Below are 19477 nucleotides of genomic sequence, written 5' to 3'. Positions count from 1 at the left end.
CTACGTCGGAGCGCTTCACCCGCTCCAACTTGGTCTACCAAACACTGGTAGGCCCGCAATCGCCCGGCCGTCACCCCGCCGTCGGATCCAACCACCTGGTTGCCAAATCCTCAGTAGAGACGTGCTTCGGTGAAGCGCGGACAGTATTGGTTGAGCTTGTCAGCACTGAGAACCACTTCCACCCCGCATATTTGTCACCGGTTTGACGCAAGTGTGTGTAGCGCTTGAGACTTGACCAAGAACGATGACCCGACACCGCAGCTACCTGCGGAATATTCCGGCCGATTTCGAATAGCCTCGAAATACCATCGTGACGAAGATCATGCAGATGCAAGTCAATAATTTCCAGGAATTGGCACGCGCGCGTGAAATTACTTCCGATGGTGTCACCGCAATACGGAAAGATTTCTTCGCGCCTCTTCGGCATTGAGAGAATGATCTGAAGCGCTTCGGGCGGAAGATCGCACCATACGTCATTCCCGAACTTTTCACCGGGGTTCTTCATATCTCGGACCAAAACACGGCTTCCTTCCGCATCAAGATTCTTCCAGGAGATCCGCGTAATCTCCTCTAGGCGGCGCGTTGAAAACATTGCAACGCCAATGATCTTCTGCATCGGAATGGAGGACGGTCGGCGCTTCAGCCGCTCGCCGAAATATTCGAGGATCTTGTCGAGCTCTTCGAGCGTTGGACGCCGATCACGCTCACGACTCTTGCTCGCAATACCAAGACGCTTCGCGACTACAAAGGCATCCTTCATTGCGGTTTGATCGAGTGGATATGCCCATGCCGGCTTTGCCACGGCAAAGACAGCGCCCAAATGTGAAAGATAGTTGCCGACCGTTGACGGAGCGACATTGACTATCAGTTCATTGGCAAACGCCACGACGTCGGTACTTGTGATTTCGGAGCATCTCTTGTTCGCTATGTCGTAGTTCTTGATCGCTCGCAGAACTTGCGCCTTCGTGCGTCCAATCTTCCTTATTGATTCATCTGTGTAGCGGTCGATAACAGCAGTTAGCGTAAGGTCCGGCGCTTCGAGACGTTCGAGCGCGCCGGGCTTGGCAAGTTCCTTCTCCCGTTTTTCGAGCCAGGCAGAGGCAGCCTGCCGCCGGTCAAAGGTCCGATTTTCCCGATGTACGATCTTGCCAGCTCGCTTGATAAGGAGTTGGGCTTGATATCCTGTAGAGCCATCGCTTCGTTTGCGTGGGATGACTGTTCCCATCTCGAGAGCTCCCTTTTCGGTACTGCATGGGCGTCTTCGGTACTGCGCGGCCGTACCAGAGGTATCAAAATGGGGGAAAATGGCATAAAAATGAGCTGCAATAGAAAGTTCAAAACTTTTGTTAAGTAACTGAAATGACCGAAAAAACTACGAAACCTTACGATTTTCCTTTCTCCGTCGCTCCGATGATGGACTGGACCGACCGGCATTGCCGGGTGTTCCATCGTCATCTGACCCGGCGTGCGCTGCTTTATACGGAGATGGTGACGACCGGCGCGGTCATTCATGGCGACCGGGCGCGGTTGCTTGGCTTCGACGCTAGCGAGCATCCGGTGGCGCTCCAGCTTGGCGGATCGGATCCGCGCGAGCTTGCGCTCGCGGCACAGATCGGCGCCGATTTCGGCTATGACGAGATCAACCTCAATGTCGGCTGCCCGTCCGACCGGGTACAGGACGGCCGCTTCGGTGCGTGCCTGATGGCCGAGCCCGCGCTGGTGGCCTCGTGCGTGGATGCGATGAAACGCGCCGTGCGCGTGCCCGTGACGGTGAAGTGCCGTATCGGCATCGACGATCAGGATCCGGAAGTCGCGCTCGATGCCCTGGCGCGCGCGGTGGTCGCGGCGGGCTCTGACGCGCTGATCGTGCATGCCCGAAAAGCCTGGCTGAACGGCCTGTCGCCGAAAGAGAACCGCGACATCCCGCCGCTCGATTACGATCGTGTCTATCGGCTCAAGCGGGCGATGCCCGACGTGCCCATCATCATCAACGGAGGGATCTCCGGTATCGAGGAGGCGAATGCCCATCTCGCCCACGTTGATGGCGTGATGCTTGGGCGCGCGGCCTATCACGATCCGTGGCGGCTGCTCGCGGTCGATCCGGAGTTCTTCGGTGAAGCCGCACCGCATGCGACGATGCAGGCCGCGTTTGAAGCCATGACGCCCTACATTGCCGAGCAGCTTGCGCGCGGCACGCGGCTGCACGCCATCACCAGGCATTTCGTCGGCGCGTTCCATGCCGTGCCCGGCGCGCGTGCCTTCCGCCGCCATCTTGCCGAGCGTGGCACAAGGCCAGGCGCCGGGCTCGATGTTCTTCGCGATGCGATCGCGCGCGTTAGCGATCGCGCGGTGGCGGAAGCCGCGGAATAGCGACACCTCTGGATGTTGAAAGCGAAGAGCCGGATCGGCGATCCGCTCTTCGTTGTTCGGCGGATTGAAAGCCACACCGGCGATCTTTCGGGGCGCCGGCCATGTCGCTCGTGTCTAGGGGTAGCCGTGCAGCATCAGGCGGTCGGCGCGGACTTCCCAGCGCTCGAGGCGGTCGAGGAAGGTCATGCCGAGCAGGTTGGTCTTCATCGTGCCGTGCGGCACCACCAGCGCCGGCACCGAGCGCTCGACGAGCTTGCCGATCGCGAGCCGGTCCAGCGTCAGGCGCGCCGCCTTGGTGCGGCCGCCGGCTGTCTCGACGTCGACGTCATAGTCGAGCAGCTCCAGCGGCAGGCCCGCTGCCTTGGCCGTCTCATAGGTGAGCACGACGGAGGTCGCGCCGGTGTCGACCACCATGGGCGCGGGCACGCCGTTGATCCGTGCCTGCAGCGCGAATTCACCGCCGCGGCCGCGCTGGACCTCCACGGCGCGCGTCTTCAGGCTGGTGCGGTGGCGCATGAGATCGGAGACAGTGTCGCTGGCGCGAGCGACCTGCTCGGGGTCCCTGTAAGCGACCACAGCGCCCGCGGTCGCGGTCAACAGTAACAGCACCAGGAAGAGGCGGCTCATCGCGCGCCTCCGTTCGTCAGCGTCAGGCGGATTTCGATGCCGAACTGATCGGCGAAAGTCCTGCATCCGCCATGCGCGCCGGAAGCTGCGCCATGAGGGCGAGCCGTTCGGCTCGCTCCATGGCGTGCCAGCGCGCAATTTCCGGCAGCGTGCGGCCGCAGCCGAAGCACAGCTTGGTCTTGGGGTCGATCATGCAGACGGCGACGCACGGCGTATCTTTGCTCATTCCCGCATAGTGAAGGATCGCTGGGCAGTTCTGCAAGCATCTCTCAGGAACCCGTGCCCGCGCTCATGATCGGCTTGTGGCGCGGCCGGCGTTTCTCGTCCGTGACACCGGCACCATCGGGCTGCAGCGGCGGAGCTTCTTCCGTCATGGGCGCAAGGGCGCTCATCACGCGCTCCGGCGGGAAGGTGACGATCACCTCGGTGCCGATGCGCAGTTTCGATTTCAGCGTGAACGTGCCGCCGTGCAGGTCGATGAGGTTTTTGGCGATGGGAAGGCCAAGGCCTGCGCCCTGTTCGGCCGATTTGATCGAGTTGGAGCCCTGGCCGAAGGAGGCGAGCACGACCGGGATCTCGTCTTCGGGGATGCCCGAGCCGGTGTCCTTCACCGAGAGATATTGCCCGCCCGAGGCGGTCCAGCCGACCTTCAACCAGATATCGCCACCCTGCGGGGTGAACTTGATGGAGTTGGACAACAAATTGAGCACGACCTGGCGGATCGCGCGCTCGTCGGCCCACAGCCGCGGCATCGCCTGCTCATAGACTTCGTGGATGGTGATGCCGCGGCTCGAGGCGCGCAGCTTCATCAGATGATGGCAGTCGGCGACGATGCCCACCAGCGACACCGCTTCCTCGTTCAGCTCGTAACGGCCGGCCTCGATCCGGGACAGGTCGAGGATCTCGTTGATGAGATTTAGCAGATGTACGCCGGAATTATGGATGTCGGCGGAATACTCCTTGTAGACCGGCACTGCGTGCGCACCAAAGATCTCGCTCTTCATCACCTCGGAGAAACCGAGGATCGCGTTCAGCGGCGTGCGCAGCTCGTGGCTCATCTGCGCGAGGAAGCGCGATTTGGCGACGTTGGCGGATTCGGCGCGGTGCCGCGCCTCGTCCGAGATCGCCTTGGCCTGTTCCAGTTCGCCGATCAGCGCGTCCTTCTCCGCGCGCGCCTCCAGCGTTGCGAAGGTCGAGGAGTGCAGCCGGTGCGCCAGAAGCACGAAATAGCCTTCGGCGGCGAGCGACAGCGCCGCCAGGATGTAATTGTCCAGCGAGCCACTCATCGCAAAGCTCAGCGCCATCGCGACCGCAACGGGCGCGGTGGCCGCAAGCGCGGCGATCGGCAGATTGGCCGCCAGCATGCTCGATACTGCGATCACCAGCAGCATCAGGAACATCATCAGCGTTTCCGTGACGACGTCGAGCACGGGATGGATCAGGATCGCCATCCAGCACAGGCCATAGAGGAGGTCGAGCACGACGAAGCGCGTGCGCCATTTGCGCGTGACGGCGGGCAACGCCGGCTCGGCGAGATAGCGGCGGCAGCTCCGGATCATCGCGGCGTGGATGCAGAGCATGCCGACGGTCCAGAGCGCCGCCGGAACCGGTTGCATCCAGAGCCCGAACAAGAGGCCGGTCGCGACCACCAGCAGCATCACGACGTAAGATGCCGACAGCCGCGTCTGCGCATATTGGCGCAGCATTTCGCTGTCGAAGGCGGGCCTTGTTCCGCTGGTCGACGTTAACTTGTCGCGCGCCTCGCGCACCCGCTGCGCTGCAGCTCGGCGACTGCTCGCCGATGGCACGCTCGCCGGCTCGGCCGGAAGCTGCACGACCTCGGGCTTTTCAGCGGGGTTACTCATCAAGCAACACGAATTCCTGCCCACGCCGACGCGGGCCTTCTGCATTCTCTATCTCTGGCAATAAATCCTTAAGAGCTGACTTAAGGAGCTAAAGAATTGCGTTAACGGGGAGTTAATTCGGCGGATCGAAGTGCGGCGAAAGGCCGGCTCAGTGCACCACCGCGTGCTGCGCGATATAAACCACGGCCCCGGCCAGATATCCGGCAAGCGCCGGTCCCGCGATGCGGCGGGCGTACCAGAAGAACTCGATCTTCTCGAGCCCCATGGCGGCAACCCCGGCGGCCGAGCCGATGATCAGGATCGAGCCGCCGGTGCCGGCGCAATAGGCGATGAACTCCCAGATGAAGCTGTCGGGCGGGTAGTGCGCGAGGCCGTACATGCCCATCGTCGCGGCGACGAGCGGCACATTGTCGATGATGGCGCTGAGCAGGCCGAGCAGGACGACGATGATGTCCTGCCGGCCGACGGTCGTATCCAGCCATCGGGCGAGCGTCGCCAGCAGGCCGGCATGTTCGAGACAGGCGACCGCGAGCAGGATGCCGACGAAGAACACGACCGAGGCCATATCGATCCGGGTTAGTGCATGCACCAGGGTGAGGGGACGTCGCACGTGCTCGTCCTTGTGGCGGTGGATGATCTCGCCGACCATCCAGAGGATGCCGAGCCCGAACAGGATGCCCATGAAGGGCGCAAGATGCGTGACCGCCTTGAATGCGGGCACCGCGATCAGCGTGCCGAGCCCGAGATAGAACATCAGGTTTCGTTCAAACAACTCGACGCCTTGCAGCCGATCTTCCCGCGGCGGCGGGGCGATGACCTTGCCGCGCACTGCAAAGCTGATGATGAGCAGGGGAACGAGGAGATTGACGAGGGCCGCCGGAAACACCGCCCACATGATGCTCAGCGGCGAAACCTGGCCGCCGATCCAGAGCATTGTGGTCGTGACGTCGCCGATCACGGTCCAGGCGCCGCCGGCATTGGCCGCAATGACGATCAGGGAGGCGAACAGCAGCCGGTCGGCGCGCCGGCCTATCAGCTTCTGGATCAGCGAGATCATGACGATGGTGGTCGTCAGATTATCCAGGATCGCGCTGAGGAAAAACGTCACGAAGCCGACCAGCCACATGAGGCGTGCCTGGCTCGTGGTGCGGATCAGCGAGGTGATGACCTCGAAACCGTCATGGGCGTCGATCACCTCGACGATCGTCATGGCGCCGATCAGGAAAAATACGATCTGTGCAGTGGAGGAGACGGATTCGTCGAGTTGCCGGCTGATCAGCGCGTGATCGCCGGTCATGGCCGCGTAGGCGGTCCAGAGCAGGCCGGCGCCGACGAGCGCGGTCGCGCTCTTGTTGATGCCGAGCGGATGTTCGAGCGCGATCGCCGCGTAGGCAACGACGAAAATGGCGGCGATCGCGATCAGCAAGACAGGTCCGGGTTTAAGCGGCCATCAGCGTTGCAGCCGCGCCAGCAGGCTCGAGGTATCCCAGCGCTTGCCGCCCATCTTCTCGACTTCGGCATAGAACTGGTCGACCAGCGCGGTGACCGGCAGGTTGGCGCCGTTGCGGCGGGCTTCCGCGATGCAGATCGAGAGGTCCTTGCGCATCCATTCGACGGCGAAGCCGAAATCGTACTTGTCGTCGTTCATGGTCTTGTAGCGGTTCTCCATCTGCCAGGACTGCGCCGCGCCCTTGGAGATGGTGTCGATCACCGCCGCAACGTCGAGGCCCGACTTCTTGGCGAAGTGAATGCCTTCGGAGAGGCCCTGGACGAGGCCTGCGATGCAGATCTGGTTGACCATCTTGGTGAGCTGTCCGGAGCCCGCAGGTCCCAGCAGTTTGCACATCCGCGCATAGGCCGCGATGATCGGCTCGGCGCCGGCATAGGCGTCCTGGGCGCCGCCGCACATCACGGTCAGGACGCCGTTCTCGGCGCCGGCCTGTCCGCCCGAGACGGGGGCGTCGACGAATTTGAAGCTGCCCTTTGTGGCGGCCGCATCAAGCTCCCGCGCGACTTCGGCGGAGGCGGTGGTGTGGTCGACGAAGGTTGCGCCCTTCTTCATGCCGGCAAACGCGCCGTCGGGACCGATCGTCACCGCGCGCAGGTCGTTGTCGTTGCCGACGCAGCACAACACGAAGTCCTGGCCTTCCGCGGCCGCCTTCGGGGTCGGTGCGGTCTTGCCGCCGAACTTGTCCGCCCATTCCTTCGCCTTGGCCGCGGTGCGGTTGTAGACGGTGACCTCATGGCCCCCCTTCTTGACGAGGTGGCCGGCCATGGGGAAGCCCATGACGCCGAGACCGAGGAAAGCGACTTTAGCCATATGGGTGACCTTGCTTGTGCTTGGGGTGTTCTTGCGGTTTTGACCGGCGTTTGAGGCGGCCGGGCCAGGATTTCAAGAGGTTTGGTCTCAAGAGGTTTTGGCGGTTCCGCCCCCAACGGGGCGGATCGGAGGCGCACCATAAACCCTTGAGGCCGGAGGGCAACGGCTTCGTTTGAAGGTCACCTGTGCTAGGATGATGAGCGAACAAGGACGCAAAAAAGAAAAGGGAGTGCAAGGCATGGCCGTGAGCGTCGGGGTGCTCGATCATTTCAACATCCGGACCCGGAAACTGGCCGAGACCGTCCGCTTCTATGAGGACGTGCTGGGTCTCGAGAACGGTCCGCGGCCCAATTTCGCTTTCCCGGGTGCCTGGATGTACAGCGAGGGCAAGCCGGTGGTGCATCTCGTCGATATTTCCGTGACAGACGAGGCTCAAAAGCCCGATTCAGGCGTTGTCCATCACGTTGCCTTCGTCAGTCGCGGTTTCGACGGCATGAGGCAGCGGCTGAGCGGCAAGGGCATGAAATTCGACTCCCGGCAGGTGCCCGGCGGCGACCTCTGGCAGATCTTCGTGCACGACCCCAACGGGGTCATGATCGAGCTGAACTACGAGGCGGCCAGAGAGCAGGGGGCAGCGGCCCCGGTCGAGACGGCCGGCGATATCGGCAGGCAGTAGCCTTTTGGGCGTTTCCGCTCTAATGGGTCGCATCGCCCTGAGGCGCGATCAGGATCGCGCGTTAGGGTCTTATAGTTGAGCATGATCTTACCGGAAACCGCTGCACGCTTTTCCGGATCATGCTCCGTTCAGGAGATGCGCTTTGAGCGTGACGCAGCAGCAGGTTCTCGACAGCCTCAGCCGGATCAAGTCGCCGCGCGGGGTCGCGCTCACCAATGCCAATGTGCTGAGCGCGATCAGTGCCAGTGACGGCAAGGTGTTCTTTTCGATCAATGTCGATGCCGCGGAGGCGCGGGCCTGGGAGCAGGTCCGGGCCGAGGCCGAGGCGGCCGTGCGTGCCATTCCCGGCGTCACCACCGCCATGGTGGCGCTGACCGCCGAGCGCAAGCCGGGCAGCGCACCACCACCGCCGCCGAGCCGCGGCGCGCCGGGGGTACAGCCGGCCCATGCCCATCGGCCGCCGCAGGGCGGCACCTCGCCGATGTCGCGGCAGTCCGAGATTCCCGGTGTCGCCGCCGTCATCGCGGTTGCCTCGGGCAAGGGCGGGGTCGGCAAATCGACCACCGCGCTCAACCTCGCGCTGGGCCTGCGCGATCTCGGCCTGAAGGTCGGGCTGCTCGATGCCGATATCTACGGTCCCTCGGTGCCCCGGCTGACGGGCCTGCGCGACAAGCCCGAGCTGAACGCGGAGCGGAAGATGATTCCGCTGAAGCGTTTTGGTCTGTCGATCATGTCGATCGGATTCCTGGTCGAGGAAGAGACCGCGATGATCTGGCGCGGGCCGATGGTGATGTCGGCGGTGACGCAGATGCTGCGCGACGTCGAGTGGGGCAAGCTCGACGTCCTGGTCGTCGACATGCCGCCGGGCACCGGCGATGCGCAGCTCACGCTCGCGCAGAACGTGCCCCTGAAGGGTGCCGTCATCGTGTCGACCCCGCAGGACCTATCGCTGATCGACGCGCGGCGGGGCCTTGCCATGTTTAAGAAGGTGAACGTCCCCGTGCTCGGCATCGTCGAGAACATGAGCTATTTCCAATGCCCGCAGTGCGGCACGAAATCGGACATTTTCGGCCATGGCGGAGCGCGACACGAGGCCGAGAAGCTCGCCGTCCCGTTCCTGGGCGAAATCCCGCTGCACATGGCGATTCGCGAGACCTCGGATGCCGGAAAACCGGTGGTCGACAGCGAGCCGAATGGGCCCCATGCGGCGATCTATTGCGCCATCGCGGGCCAGATCCGGGACCAGCTCAAGTCCGTAATTTCCACGGGCTGAAGCCTCCCGCGGAAGGCATGCGACTTTCGTACAGTTCCGTCATGCCATTGTCGCGTTCCGAAAGCTGGGCTTCCGTGCTAAAGGCCCCGGCAGTCAAGCGCCTTCGGTTCGACGCGGCCATCACGCATCGCCGAGACTAGCGGCGGCAGAAGAGACGTCGGGGAAAACGCCCCAGCAAGGAGAGACCTGAAGATGAAGCGTCGTGATTTCTTGAAAGTGTCGGCAGCAGGGGCAGCGGCAACTGCGGTGGCCTCGCCGGCGATTGCGCAGTCCTCGCCCGAGGTGAAGTGGCGCCTGACGTCGAGCTTTCCGAAATCGCTCGATACCATCTATGGCGGCGCCGAGCAGGTGGCGAAGTACGTCGCCGAGATGACCGACAACAAGTTCCAGATCCAGGTGTTCGCGGCCGGCGAAGTCGTCCCGGGCCTGCAGGCGCTGGATGCGACCTCCAACGGCACGGTCGAGATGAGCCACACCGTGTCCTACTATTACGTCGGCAAGGACCCGACGTTTGCGATCTACGCCTCGGTGCCGTTCGGCCTCAACGCGCGCCAGCAGAACTCCTGGTGGTACCAGGGCGGCGGCGCCGAGCTCGGCAACGAGTTCTTCAAGAAGTCGAACGTGATCGGCTTCCCCTGCGGCAACACCGGCACCCAGATGGGCGGCTGGTTCCGCAAGGAGATCAAGACGGTCGCCGATCTCTCGGGCCTGAAATTCCGCATCGGCGGCATCGCCGGCCAGGTGCTCCAGAAGGTCGGCGTGGTGCCGCAGCAGCTCGCCGGCGGCGACATCTATCCGGCGCTGGAGAAGGGCACCATCGACGCGGCCGAGTGGGTCGGCCCCTATGACGACGAGAAGCTCGGCTTCGCCAAGGTCGCCAAGTACTACTACTATCCGGGCTTCTGGGAGGGCGGGCCGATGGTCCACGCCTTCGCGAACCTGGACAAGTGGAATGCGCTGCCGAAGAGCTACCAGGCGATCCTGACCAACGCGACCGCGAACGCCAACAGCTGGATGGCTGCGCGTTACGACATGCAGAATCCGGCCGCGCTGAAGCGCCTGGTCGCCGGCGGCACCCAGCTTCGTCCCTTCACCAACGAAGTGCTCGAAGCCTGCCTCAAGGCCACCAACGAGCTGTGGACCGAGATCTCGGCCAAGAATCCCGACTTCAAGAAGTCGATCGACGCCATGCAGGCCTACCGCTCGGATGAATATCTGTGGTGGCAGGTCGCCGAATACACCTACGACAGCTTCATGATCCGCTCGCGCACCCGCGGCTGATCAGGGCAGAGGCCCCCCGGGGCCCAGTCCTAAGTCCTAAGTCTTAGTCGGGAAGCCCGGCCTCGTTCGCGAGGCCGGGCTTTTGCGTATGGAAATCGGTAACGGGTTGTTCCATGCTGGCCGGAAGGCCTCGTCAAGAAGGCGCGCACAGTCACAACCGTCAGGGTAGGAAATCATGAAAAGACGAGACTTCATCAAGGTCACCGGACTTGGCGCCGCCGGCGCCGCCACGCTTGCCACTCCCGCCATCGCGCAATCGATGCCGGAGATCAAATGGCGCATGCCGACGAGCTGGCCGAAATCGCTCGATACGCTCTATGGCGGCGCCGAGATGATGTGCAAGATGGTCGCGGAGGCGACCGACAACAAATTCCAGATCCAGATCTTCGCGGCCGGCGAGATCGTGCCGGGCCTGCAGGTGCTCGACGCCGTTCAGAACGCGACCTGCGAGATTGGCCACACCGCGTCCTACTATTACTTCGGCAAGGACCCGACCTTCACCTTCGGCTCGTCGGTGCCGTTCGGTCCCAACATGCGTATCAACCAGGCCTGGTACATGCTGGGTGGCGGCCGTGAAGTGCTGAACGACTTCTACAAGAGCTACAACGTGATCTCGCTGCTGGCGGGGAATACCGGCTGCCAGATGGGCGGCTGGTTCAGGAAAGAGGTCAACACGCCCGACGACCTCAAGGGCATGAAATTCCGCATCGGCGGCTTTGCCGGCCGCGCGCTGCAGAAGCTCGGCGTGGTGCCGCAGCAGCTTGCCGGCGGCGACATCTATCCGGCGCTGGAGAAGGGCACCATCGACGCCGCCGAATGGGTCGGTCCCTACGACGACGAGAAGCTCGGCTTCTACAAGATCGCGCCGCACTACTACTATCCCGGCTGGTGGGAAGGCGGCCCGATGCTGCTCGCCTTCGTCAACCTCGACAAATGGAATGCGCTGCCGAAGTACTATCAGAGCGTTCTGGAGCAGGCCGGCCACTACGCCAACAACTACATGATGGCGCGCTACGACCAGGCCAATCCGATGGCGCTGCGCAAGCTGCTTGCCAACAACACCAAGCTGCACGCCTTCCCGCCGCCGATCATGGACGCCTGCTTCAAGGCCGCGAAGGAGCTGCACGCCGAGGTCAGCGCGACCAACCCCAACTTCAAGAAGGTCTACGAGTCCCTGACCAAGTTCTCGAACGACGGCTATGCCTGGTTCCAGGTCGCCGAGGTTGGCTACGACATCTTCATGGCGCGTCACGCGCAGGGCTGATCACGCTCGCGCGTTGAGGCGCGATCATCCATCAAACAGCGAAAACCCGGTCTCGCATGGCGAGGCCGGGTTTTTGCATTGGGAGAGACCAGCCTGACGCGCGTAGCGGACGTCCATCAATAATCCCGAAAACAACCCCATGCAAAGTAGAGGATTGCGGCATGGTGCCCGTCTGCCTTCTGCGAAATCATTTGACACGTCGGGCAAACCAGTGGCAAAAGATTATTATCGAATAATCCGAAATCGACGAACGTCGCGCCGGCAGTTGCGCAACAGAACTGCAGGATGGGTCAAGCGAAGCGAAACCCATCATCCCTCCCAGGGTGAGCAAGCGCGCAACGACCAGCGTCGTCCGGGTCCGACCGCGCGATGAGTTTCGCTTCGCCTTACAGATCGTACGAGCTTCGATCGTGCACGCGATACTTCGCTTTGCGATCATGTCGAGAAAGGTCTGCTTACTCTAGTCAGTGAGGTCGACCCTGATGTCAGCAGATATTCGTTTTGGCCGCGTGCTGGATCCGATGGAACGGATCTCCGAGGCTTTGTTCGGTCTCATCATGGTGCTCACCTTCGTCTGCAGCCTCGGTGTCGCGACCGCGGACGATATCAGGAGTCAAACGATGCTGGTCGGCGCTCTCGGATGCAACCTGGCTTGGGGCATCGTTGACGGAGGTCTTTATCTGTTGGCCCGCATCAACGATCGGGGAATCAATATCCTGACAATGCGCGCATTACGGCAGTCGCCGGATCCCGAAACGGCGCGGCGCGTCATCACCGACGCGTTGCCACCGGAATTGGTGTCGGTCCTGCCTCTGGAGCAACTGGAACTGACACCGCAACAGTTGCGGCAGCTGCCCGAGCCCCCCGAACGTCCGAGGTTGACGAAACACGATTGGATCGGAGCACTTGCTCTTTGCTTGCTGAGCTTCGCTTCCACCTTTCCGATCGTAATCCCTTTCATATTCCTGAGCGACGCCAAAATGGCGCTGCGGGTTTCCTACGCCGTTGCCATCGTGATGCTGTTTTGTTGTGGTTACGCGTTCGGATATCGTAGCGGACTTCGGCCTTGGGCGGCCGGCCTTTCGATGGTGGCCATGGGTGGTGTACTGGTCAGTGTGGCGGTAGCTCTCGGAGGATAGGCAACGGTGCGGCGAAGAGGCGCAGCAACGGATTGGCAGTTGGGCGGCGTCTCGATTGCAGCGTTCGTTGGATTGTGGCTGGCACCGGTGGCCGGCAACGTGGCGCGCGCCGAGACCGCCGAGACCAGCGCTAGCGGCGCGATCGGCCTTGGCAATCGCGCCTGGTCCGCAGCCGAAACGAGTCACGCAACGTCTGTCAATGAGCTCGAATTCAGCGCCCGCGCGGGGGTTGCATCCGACTATGTCTATCGCGGGACGACGCTGTCCGGTCGCGAGCCCGCGGCCGGAGCCGCCTTTGAGGCAAGGTTTGGCTCTCTATACGCCGGCGCCACGATGGCCACCGTCAGGCTGCCCACCGAACCAGTCGGAGAGTTTACGGTGGCAGGCGGTATCCGCCCGAAGATCGCAGATATCAATTTCGATCTCGGCGTGACCTATTTCGCCTATCCCGGAGAAAAGTTTCCCGGCGTGACGAACGGCATCAATTATTGGGAGGCGGCGGTTCGCGGCGACAGAAGCATCGGCGAGTCCTTTCGCATCGCCGCCGGTTACGCCTATTCTCCGAACGTCTCGAACACCGGCGCCTGGAGTCAATATTTGGCAGCCGGGCTGGGTTGTGCCAACCCGCCAGCTTCCGAAGAACCTGGGCGTGTCGTTCACGACGGCTGTCGGCTATTCCTGGTTCGGCAATCAGGCTCCGCAACTCGGCAGCTTCCCGTTACCTGCCTATCTCAACTGGCAAGCGGGCGTGACCTTTACCTACAAGGCCGTCAACTTCGATCTGCGCTACTACGACACCAATCTGTCGAAAGAAAACTGCTTCGTCTTTACTGGCGATCCAAATGCGCGGGCGGGTGGCCGCGTTTGATCCCATTACCAACCCCGCTGGCCTGGTCTCGAACTGGTGTGGTCCGACGATCGTCGCCAAAGCCTGGTTCGCTTTTTAAACTGTAGGACGGGTAGGGCGAAATCCATCATCCCTCCCGGGGGGCGAGCGGCGTGACAACCAGCGTCGTCTGGGTCTGACCGCGCGATGGCTTTCGCTCCCGCCTTCGCTCTTCGAGCCACGGCGGACGGTCGTTGTTGATGCGCAGATCTGCCTGCTGGACGGCGCACCCAGGCACGATTTGCCGTGCGTCGTTGATCGCATCAATTTGCTCTCTGAGAAGGTTCGGAACGAGAGGGGTAATGTCATCTGCAGCCGACGCTGCGGTAACGTAGGCGATGGATTTGAGCGAGACACAATGGGTTAGGAGTGTCTCACCGAATTGGTTCGACATACCAGTGATATCCTAGTCGAGAAGACCTTGAGCGATCTGTACGTCGGTACCTGCGATCGCAACAGAAGTTTTAGCTTGCCTACGGGAACATCCATGCGCAGGATAATCGCGCAGTCTCGCCGTGCCCGGTCGGCGGATCTTGGCGCGGCCGCCTGAAGCGTTCGGGTTGTATGCCAAGATGACCGATCTACAGCACTGGCTGGAAGAGATTGGACTGGCTCAATATTCCGAGTTGTTTGCCAGGAATGATATTGATTGGGAAATCCTGCCGGATCTGACCGAGAGCGAGTTGGAAAAACTCGGCGTTTCTCTGGGGCACCGGAAAAAACTGGTTAAGGCGGTACGGGCTCGTTGCGACTCGTTGCAAGTGTCCAACCGGTCGACTGATGCCCGGTCGACGCCGGCGACAGCCCAGAGTGCTGAGAGGCGCCACCTCACTGTGCTCTTTTGTGACCTCGTAGGTTCGACTTTCTTGTCTGCGCAGCTCGATCCCGAGGAGATGCGTAAGATCCTTTTTGATTTCCAGCGCTGTTGTGGTGACGCCATTCGTCGCTATGACGGGCACATAGCGCGTCTTATGGGAGATGGAGTTCTCGCCTATTTCGGCTTTCCATCGGCCCATGAGGATGATGCCGAACGTGCGGTGAAGGCGGCTTTGGAGATAGTTGAATCAGTTCCAGCCGTAGCCATACCGATCGCCGGAAAGCTCGAGGTCCGGATCGGTATTGCAAGTGGCCTGGTGGTTGTCGGTGATCTGATCGGAGAGGGGCCTTCGCGCGAGTTCGCGCTCGTCGGCGATGCACCAAACCTGGCGTCGCGCTTGCAGGCCTTGGCCGAGCCCAGCCAGATATTGATCGCTCCACGCACTCGGCTCCTGCTTGGCGGGCTGTTTGAATTTGCCGACCTTGGTGATCGCGATTTAAAGGGAGTTGAGCGGCCGGTTCGTGTGTGGCGAGTCGTCGCGCCGGGGTCGCTATCGAGCCGCTTTGAGGCGCGCACCTCTTCGCACCTGACGCCCCTGATCGGTCGGCAGGATGAGGTGCGCCTGTTGCACAAACAGTACAGCAAGGCGAAGCAGGGCAAGGGCCAGATGGTCCTGATCTCTGGCGAGCCTGGAATAGGCAAGTCTCGACTCATCCTGGCCCTGCGACACCGACTGGCCGAAGAGAGATACGGTTTCCTGCAATTTCAGTGCTCGTCGTATCATACGAGCAGCGCGCTGCATCCAGTCATTCATTACCTGGAGCATGCCGCGGATATAACTCGCGATACCTCGCCTGCGGTTCGATTGAACAAGTTGGAGGACCTGGTACGCCGGACGACCGAACAAGCCAGATCAATCGTTCCGCTGTTGGCCGCGTTGCTGTCGATTCCAATCGGAGATCGCGCCCCCCAACGAGAGCTCACGCCCGAGCAGCTAAAGGGCCAAACCTTCAGTGCTCTCCTCGCTTTGCTGCGGGCCGGTGCCGAGCAGCAACCGGTTGTCCTCGTATTCGAAGACATACATTGGGCGGATCCGACCTCCCTGGAGCTACTTCAGCGCATCCGCGACAACGTAAAGAACTGGCGGATGTTGGTTGTGCTGCTGCATCGTCCGGATCTTACTCTGCCTTGGGCCGAACAACCGCACGTGACCTCGTTGACGGTCAATCGATTAGATCGGCAGCAGGTGTCTTCGATGCTCCAGTCCCTGACCAAGGGCAGGGACTTGCCGCGGACTGCAATCGATCAAATTCTGGCCAAGACGGATGGCGTGCCACTCTTTGTCGAGGAAATCACGAAGGCAGTCCTCGAAAGCGGAGGCGTTGGATCGCGCGAAGATCGCTCTGGCGCACACTCTACGCTGCTGGTGCCAGAAACATTGCATGATTCGCTAATGGCTCGCTTGGACTTGCTCGCGCCAGCGAAAACTGTCGCTCAGATCGCGTCCGTGATCGGTCGCGACTTTTCCCTTGATCTGTTGAAGGCGACAGCCCCGTTCTCGGAAAGCGACGTTCAGGCAGCCGTCGATCGCTTGCTGGCATCTGGTCTGGTGTTCCGAACCGGTCACCTGAGCGATCAGAGCTTCTCCTTCAAGCACGCACTCCTTCGAGACGAAGCCTATGCGAGCATACTTAATGACCAGCGCCGAAAGCTTCATGGAAGAATCGCCGACATTTTATGCAGAGACTTCCCGGAGGATGCTCATACGGCTCCTGAAATCGTTGCGCAGCACTATGCCGAAGCGGGCAGAGCCAAACTGGCGATCGACTATTGGATAAGGGCTGCTCGGCAAGCCAGTGCACGATCTGCCTTTGTCGAAGCCTGTACTCACCTTCAATTGGCTCTCAAGCGACTGGCCGAGTTTCCATCGGACATGGAGCGCGATAATCTCGAGTTGCAGTTGCAGCTGTCGCTGGGGAATGCCTTTGCGGCGTCAAAGGGGTTTGCCGCGACAGAGACCGTTGAAGCCTATAAACGGGCGCTTGACCTGTGCAGCACCGCCAAGAGTTCTGATCAGAGATTTGCGGTGCTCAACGGGATAATTGCCTTCCATGTCACGCGAGGCGACTTCGAGCAGTCTCGGACATTGGCAGAAGAGTTGTTGGCGAGAGCCCAGCAGCAGGACAATCCGATGCCCAAGCTGATCGGTCATCGTGCTCTCGGCCAGGCGCTGTTTCTGATCGGCGAACTGACCTCCGCGCGGGACCATCTGAGCGACTCGCTCAGATTGTACGATGAAACGCACCACGCACCGCTTACCCCGATTGTCTCGCAAACCTATTTGACGCTTGCATCTACGCTGCTCGGGGACATCGATCGCGGGCTGGCATTTGGCCAAAACGCGGTACGCCTCGCCGAAAAGCAGCGGCATCCGCATAGCCTCTGTAATGCGCTCGCGTTTCTGGCGGGAGCCCACGTACTGTGTGGCGACCCAGAGGCAGGTTATCCGATCGCCGAACGAACGGTGGAGCTGGCCTCCGAATATGCCTTTCCGCTTTGGCTGGCTGGTGGCCGGATGCTGCGAGGTTGGGCAAGTTGTCATCTCGGGAACGCGGAAGAGGGCCTTCCCGAGCTTCGCAAGAGCGTAAGGGCGCTGGAAGCGACTGGTGCGCTGATCTGGGTGCAGTTCGCCCGCTATCTCCTGGCCCAGGCCCTCGCGAAATCAGAACAGGTCGTCGATGCCATGAAGCTCGTGGATCAGACGTTGCAGACCGTAGCTGGAACGAGCGGGCGCTGGTACGAGGCCGAGCTTCATCGGTTGAAGGGAGACTTGCTGATCGGTGGATGCGGCTCTCCGGCAGCTGCAGAAATCTGCTACGAAAAGGCGATCGCTGTTGCCGCGCGGCAGGGAGCGCGGCTGTGGCAATTGCGCGCCTCGAATGCCCTTGCCGGGCTATGGTGTACGCAGGGCAAGATCCCGGAAGTGCACGCCTTGTTGGCCCCATAAAATGGGCTCTACCGTCCGGGCATGCCGTCGAAGGAGAAGATGCGCTCGCGGCTGCATCACGCGAACTGCTTGAGGAAACAAGCCTGATCGTAGAGCCGGAGGACTGGCGGTTCGTTTGCGCCATGCATCGTCGTACCGACCGAACTATTATCGATTTGTTCTTTACGGCGGACAGCTTTCTCGGGACCCCTCGCATTTGTGAACCTACCAAATGTGACGGGCTTGCATTTTTCCCGATGGATGCATTGCCCCAGCCTTTGGCGAGCTATATCGGTGTGGCAATCGACTGCCTCAAAGGCATCAACCCTCGTCATGGCTCATACCACAGTGAAGGATGGTCGTGAGTTGAGCGCGATGACCTGTTTCTCGATCCTCGGCGTCGGGCAAAATCGGCGGGAAGTCCGGTAAATCAGTAACGCCGTTTTGACTTTAGGGCGAAGCGAATCCCATCTTTCGAATTTACGTTTCAGCCAGCTCTGTCAGCTTTGCGCCGGCCATGCGGAAGAACCGTTTTTCGGGCAGCGCCCGCCCGCCGAGCATCTCGTAGAACTCTTGGAGCCCTGGATCATCTGCATCGACAGTCCAATCGATGCGATCGTGGCCTTCGTGCCGAGCCAGTGCGGCCAGTTGCGCCATAAGCCGTTTCCCTAATCCACCCCTGCGTCGATCGTGACGAACGTAGAGCTCCTTCAAGAAAAAGCCCGACGTCAAACCGGGCCCAGGATAGATGGCGCTAAAGCATGCGAAACCAGCGATCCCATCGTTCTCGCGAGCAAGCAGAATTCGCGATCCCGCGGGCCTCGACTTCAGCCCGTCGATGATCGAGTCCCGAGCTGGGCAGCGGGCGCGATAATGAGCTTGCATCTCGATCAGCACATCGGCCATGTCATCGAAATCTGTTTCGGCAATCTCCCTGAAAGCCGTCGGAGCAGTCTGGCCCATGGTCCATCGATCCCTGTGGTTGCTGAACGTCCGCTCATTTCCGAGCGGTGATCATCCGCCTTTTGCACCGGGTTCTGCTTCGTGTCGAGGTGAATGGAGGCGCGCTGCTGAATGACAGATTGTCGCCCGTCACGGGCGAGGGCGCGCTGTGGGCCAAGCGCGGCGAGACGCGGCAGCGCCTGGTTTTCGGCGGAACAAGCAAAAGACCGGCTCGGAGCTAGCCGAGCCGGCGGACGACTTCACTCGTGACGTGCGTTCGCATTCCAGCGTTTCGGATATTTAGCTGCCCGGTGCGCTATACGAGGAGCGCAACTTGGCCGCGTTCTGCCGAACCTGCTTGATCTCGTCCTGCGTGAACAGGCGTGTCAATTTCACATTCTGAAGAGTGCCGGCCGTGACGGTCAGGCCGGAAATGGCTGGAGCCGCACTCGGATCAGGCACGTCGAAGATCACCAGAACGCCCGGGCCGTCCGATGCAGAGCTATACATCGACACCAGCTTTCCGCCGGCCGCTTCGATAAGCTTTCTCGCCGCTTCCTGGCGATCAGTCGTCGGGTTTTCCAAAATGGCATTGAGAGCACGTGGCGTATATTGTCCTGTCAGACAGAAATGCATGGAATGTCCTCCCTAAAAAGAATGTGGCAATAATTATCGTCCCGTTCCGAGTGAGTCGTCACGGTCGTCCACGTCCGAATGAAACTGTCGCAAGTGCAATGCCCGCCGCAGGCATAAACGCCGCCAATCACCACCGAGATTTCGGCACATCGCGGTAGCGGCTCTCCTGGCAAGATACATCACACACTGAGCGCACGGAAGTGGACTACATGCCGTTCGTGACTGCCACTGTCGAAGAGCGATGTGGTCAGAGTGTGGCGTCGGCTTTCGTGACCTCGCATTGTAGGCCAAAGCCTGCGCGACTAGTCATTTCCAAGCGCATTGATCCACATCAACGCCACGGGCCAGTGGCACAGCGGCATCATAGTGCCGGCGAGATCGCTCAGTTGCGGGAC

18 protein-coding genes are annotated in these 19477 nt (G+C 61.3%); 9 read left to right on the top strand and 9 right to left on the bottom strand.

The genetic code is table 11. From position 1 onward, the window contains the following. Nucleotides 1–70: 70 nt before the first annotated feature. Nucleotides 71–1225 (bottom strand): tyrosine-type recombinase/integrase, encoded by a 1155-nt coding sequence (locus Q2941_RS01610; RefSeq protein ID WP_458191378.1) that lies wholly within the window; start codon nt 1223–1225, stop codon nt 71–73. A 134-nt stretch (nt 1226–1359) separates the two neighbouring features. Here Q2941_RS01610 and dusA point away from each other — a divergent pair, with 134 nt between their 5' ends. After that, on the top strand, nt 1360–2370 hold the full coding sequence (gene dusA, locus Q2941_RS01605; protein WP_458191377.1) for a tRNA dihydrouridine(20/20a) synthase DusA: 1011 nt from the start codon (nt 1360–1362) through the stop codon (nt 2368–2370). Between the two features lie 114 nt (nt 2371–2484). On the opposite strand, the gene Q2941_RS01600 is transcribed toward dusA, so the two are convergent. The 5 genes from Q2941_RS01600 to Q2941_RS01580 form a co-directional block, all read right to left on the bottom strand. Continuing rightward, entirely contained in the window at nt 2485–2997 is a 513-nt protein-coding gene (locus Q2941_RS01600) for a TIGR02281 family clan AA aspartic protease (protein WP_283042172.1), read from the bottom strand. 22 nt (nt 2998–3019) lie between these two features. Beyond that, nucleotides 3020–3223, bottom strand: coding sequence for a DUF1289 domain-containing protein (locus tag Q2941_RS01595; RefSeq protein ID WP_254112961.1), 204 nt, complete (start codon nt 3221–3223; stop codon nt 3020–3022). 43 nt (nt 3224–3266) lie between these two features. Further along, the gene (locus Q2941_RS01590; protein ID WP_458191376.1) at nt 3267–4862 is read right to left on the bottom strand and encodes a sensor histidine kinase; all 1596 of its coding nucleotides are present in this window, start codon (nt 4860–4862) and stop codon (nt 3267–3269) included. A 148-nt stretch (nt 4863–5010) separates the two neighbouring features. Beyond that, nucleotides 5011–6288, bottom strand: coding sequence for a sodium:proton antiporter NhaD (gene nhaD, locus Q2941_RS01585; RefSeq protein WP_458191375.1), 1278 nt, complete (start codon nt 6286–6288; stop codon nt 5011–5013). A 24-nt stretch (nt 6289–6312) separates the two neighbouring features. Further along, nucleotides 6313–7182: an NAD(P)-dependent oxidoreductase gene (locus Q2941_RS01580; protein WP_458191374.1), complete on the bottom strand. Its 870-nt coding sequence runs from the start codon at nt 7180–7182 to the stop codon at nt 6313–6315. 238 nt (nt 7183–7420) lie between these two features. Here Q2941_RS01580 and Q2941_RS01575 point away from each other — a divergent pair, with 238 nt between their 5' ends. The 6 genes from Q2941_RS01575 (at nt 7421) to Q2941_RS01550 (ending at nt 13769) form a co-directional block, all read left to right on the top strand. After that, the gene (locus Q2941_RS01575; protein WP_458191373.1) at nt 7421–7858 is read left to right on the top strand and encodes a VOC family protein; all 438 of its coding nucleotides are present in this window, start codon (nt 7421–7423) and stop codon (nt 7856–7858) included. 142 nt (nt 7859–8000) lie between these two features. Further along, nucleotides 8001–9131, top strand: a complete 1131-nt coding sequence (locus tag Q2941_RS01570) for an Mrp/NBP35 family ATP-binding protein (protein ID WP_458191372.1) — start codon at nt 8001–8003, stop codon at nt 9129–9131. Nucleotides 9132–9323: 192 nt separating this feature from the next. Beyond that, entirely contained in the window at nt 9324–10412 is a 1089-nt protein-coding gene (locus Q2941_RS01565) for a TRAP transporter substrate-binding protein (RefSeq protein WP_458191371.1), read from the top strand. A 175-nt stretch (nt 10413–10587) separates the two neighbouring features. Beyond that, entirely contained in the window at nt 10588–11676 is a 1089-nt protein-coding gene (locus tag Q2941_RS01560; RefSeq protein WP_458191370.1) for a TRAP transporter substrate-binding protein, read from the top strand. A 482-nt stretch (nt 11677–12158) separates the two neighbouring features. Continuing rightward, nucleotides 12159–12815, top strand: a complete 657-nt coding sequence (locus tag Q2941_RS01555; protein ID WP_027526608.1) for a VIT1/CCC1 transporter family protein — start codon at nt 12159–12161, stop codon at nt 12813–12815. A gap of 39 nt (nt 12816–12854) precedes the next feature. Then, entirely contained in the window at nt 12855–13769 is a 915-nt protein-coding gene (locus tag Q2941_RS01550) for a TorF family putative porin (RefSeq protein WP_458191369.1), read from the top strand. A 20-nt stretch (nt 13770–13789) separates the two neighbouring features. On the opposite strand, the gene Q2941_RS01545 is transcribed toward Q2941_RS01550, so the two are convergent. Continuing rightward, nucleotides 13790–14095, bottom strand: coding sequence for a hypothetical protein (locus tag Q2941_RS01545; RefSeq protein ID WP_458191368.1), 306 nt, complete (start codon nt 14093–14095; stop codon nt 13790–13792). Nucleotides 14096–14261: 166 nt separating this feature from the next. Between Q2941_RS01545 and Q2941_RS01540 the strand changes: the two genes are divergently transcribed. Both Q2941_RS01540 and Q2941_RS01535 read left to right on the top strand, forming a co-directional pair. Next, nucleotides 14262–17525, top strand: a complete 3264-nt coding sequence (locus Q2941_RS01540) for an AAA family ATPase (RefSeq protein WP_458191367.1) — start codon at nt 14262–14264, stop codon at nt 17523–17525. Beyond that, nucleotides 17474–17869, top strand: a complete 396-nt coding sequence (locus Q2941_RS01535) for an NUDIX domain-containing protein (RefSeq protein ID WP_458191366.1) — start codon at nt 17474–17476, stop codon at nt 17867–17869. The genes Q2941_RS01540 and Q2941_RS01535 overlap by 52 nt, the downstream gene beginning before the upstream one ends. A 115-nt stretch (nt 17870–17984) precedes the next feature. Here the strand turns inward: Q2941_RS01535 and Q2941_RS01530 are convergent, their stop codons facing one another. Both Q2941_RS01530 and Q2941_RS01525 read right to left on the bottom strand, forming a co-directional pair. Continuing rightward, the gene (locus Q2941_RS01530; RefSeq protein ID WP_458191365.1) at nt 17985–18467 is read right to left on the bottom strand and encodes a GNAT family N-acetyltransferase; all 483 of its coding nucleotides are present in this window, start codon (nt 18465–18467) and stop codon (nt 17985–17987) included. 279 nt (nt 18468–18746) lie between these two features. Further along, nucleotides 18747–19082, bottom strand: coding sequence for a GYD domain-containing protein (locus Q2941_RS01525; protein WP_027526612.1), 336 nt, complete (start codon nt 19080–19082; stop codon nt 18747–18749). Nucleotides 19083–19477: the final 395 nt, after the last annotated feature.

The sequence above is a fragment of the Bradyrhizobium sp. UFLA05-153 genome (assembly GCF_054185185.1).
Note: the sequence above shows the minus strand (reverse complement) of the source record. Positions and strands in the feature narration are given on the sequence as shown.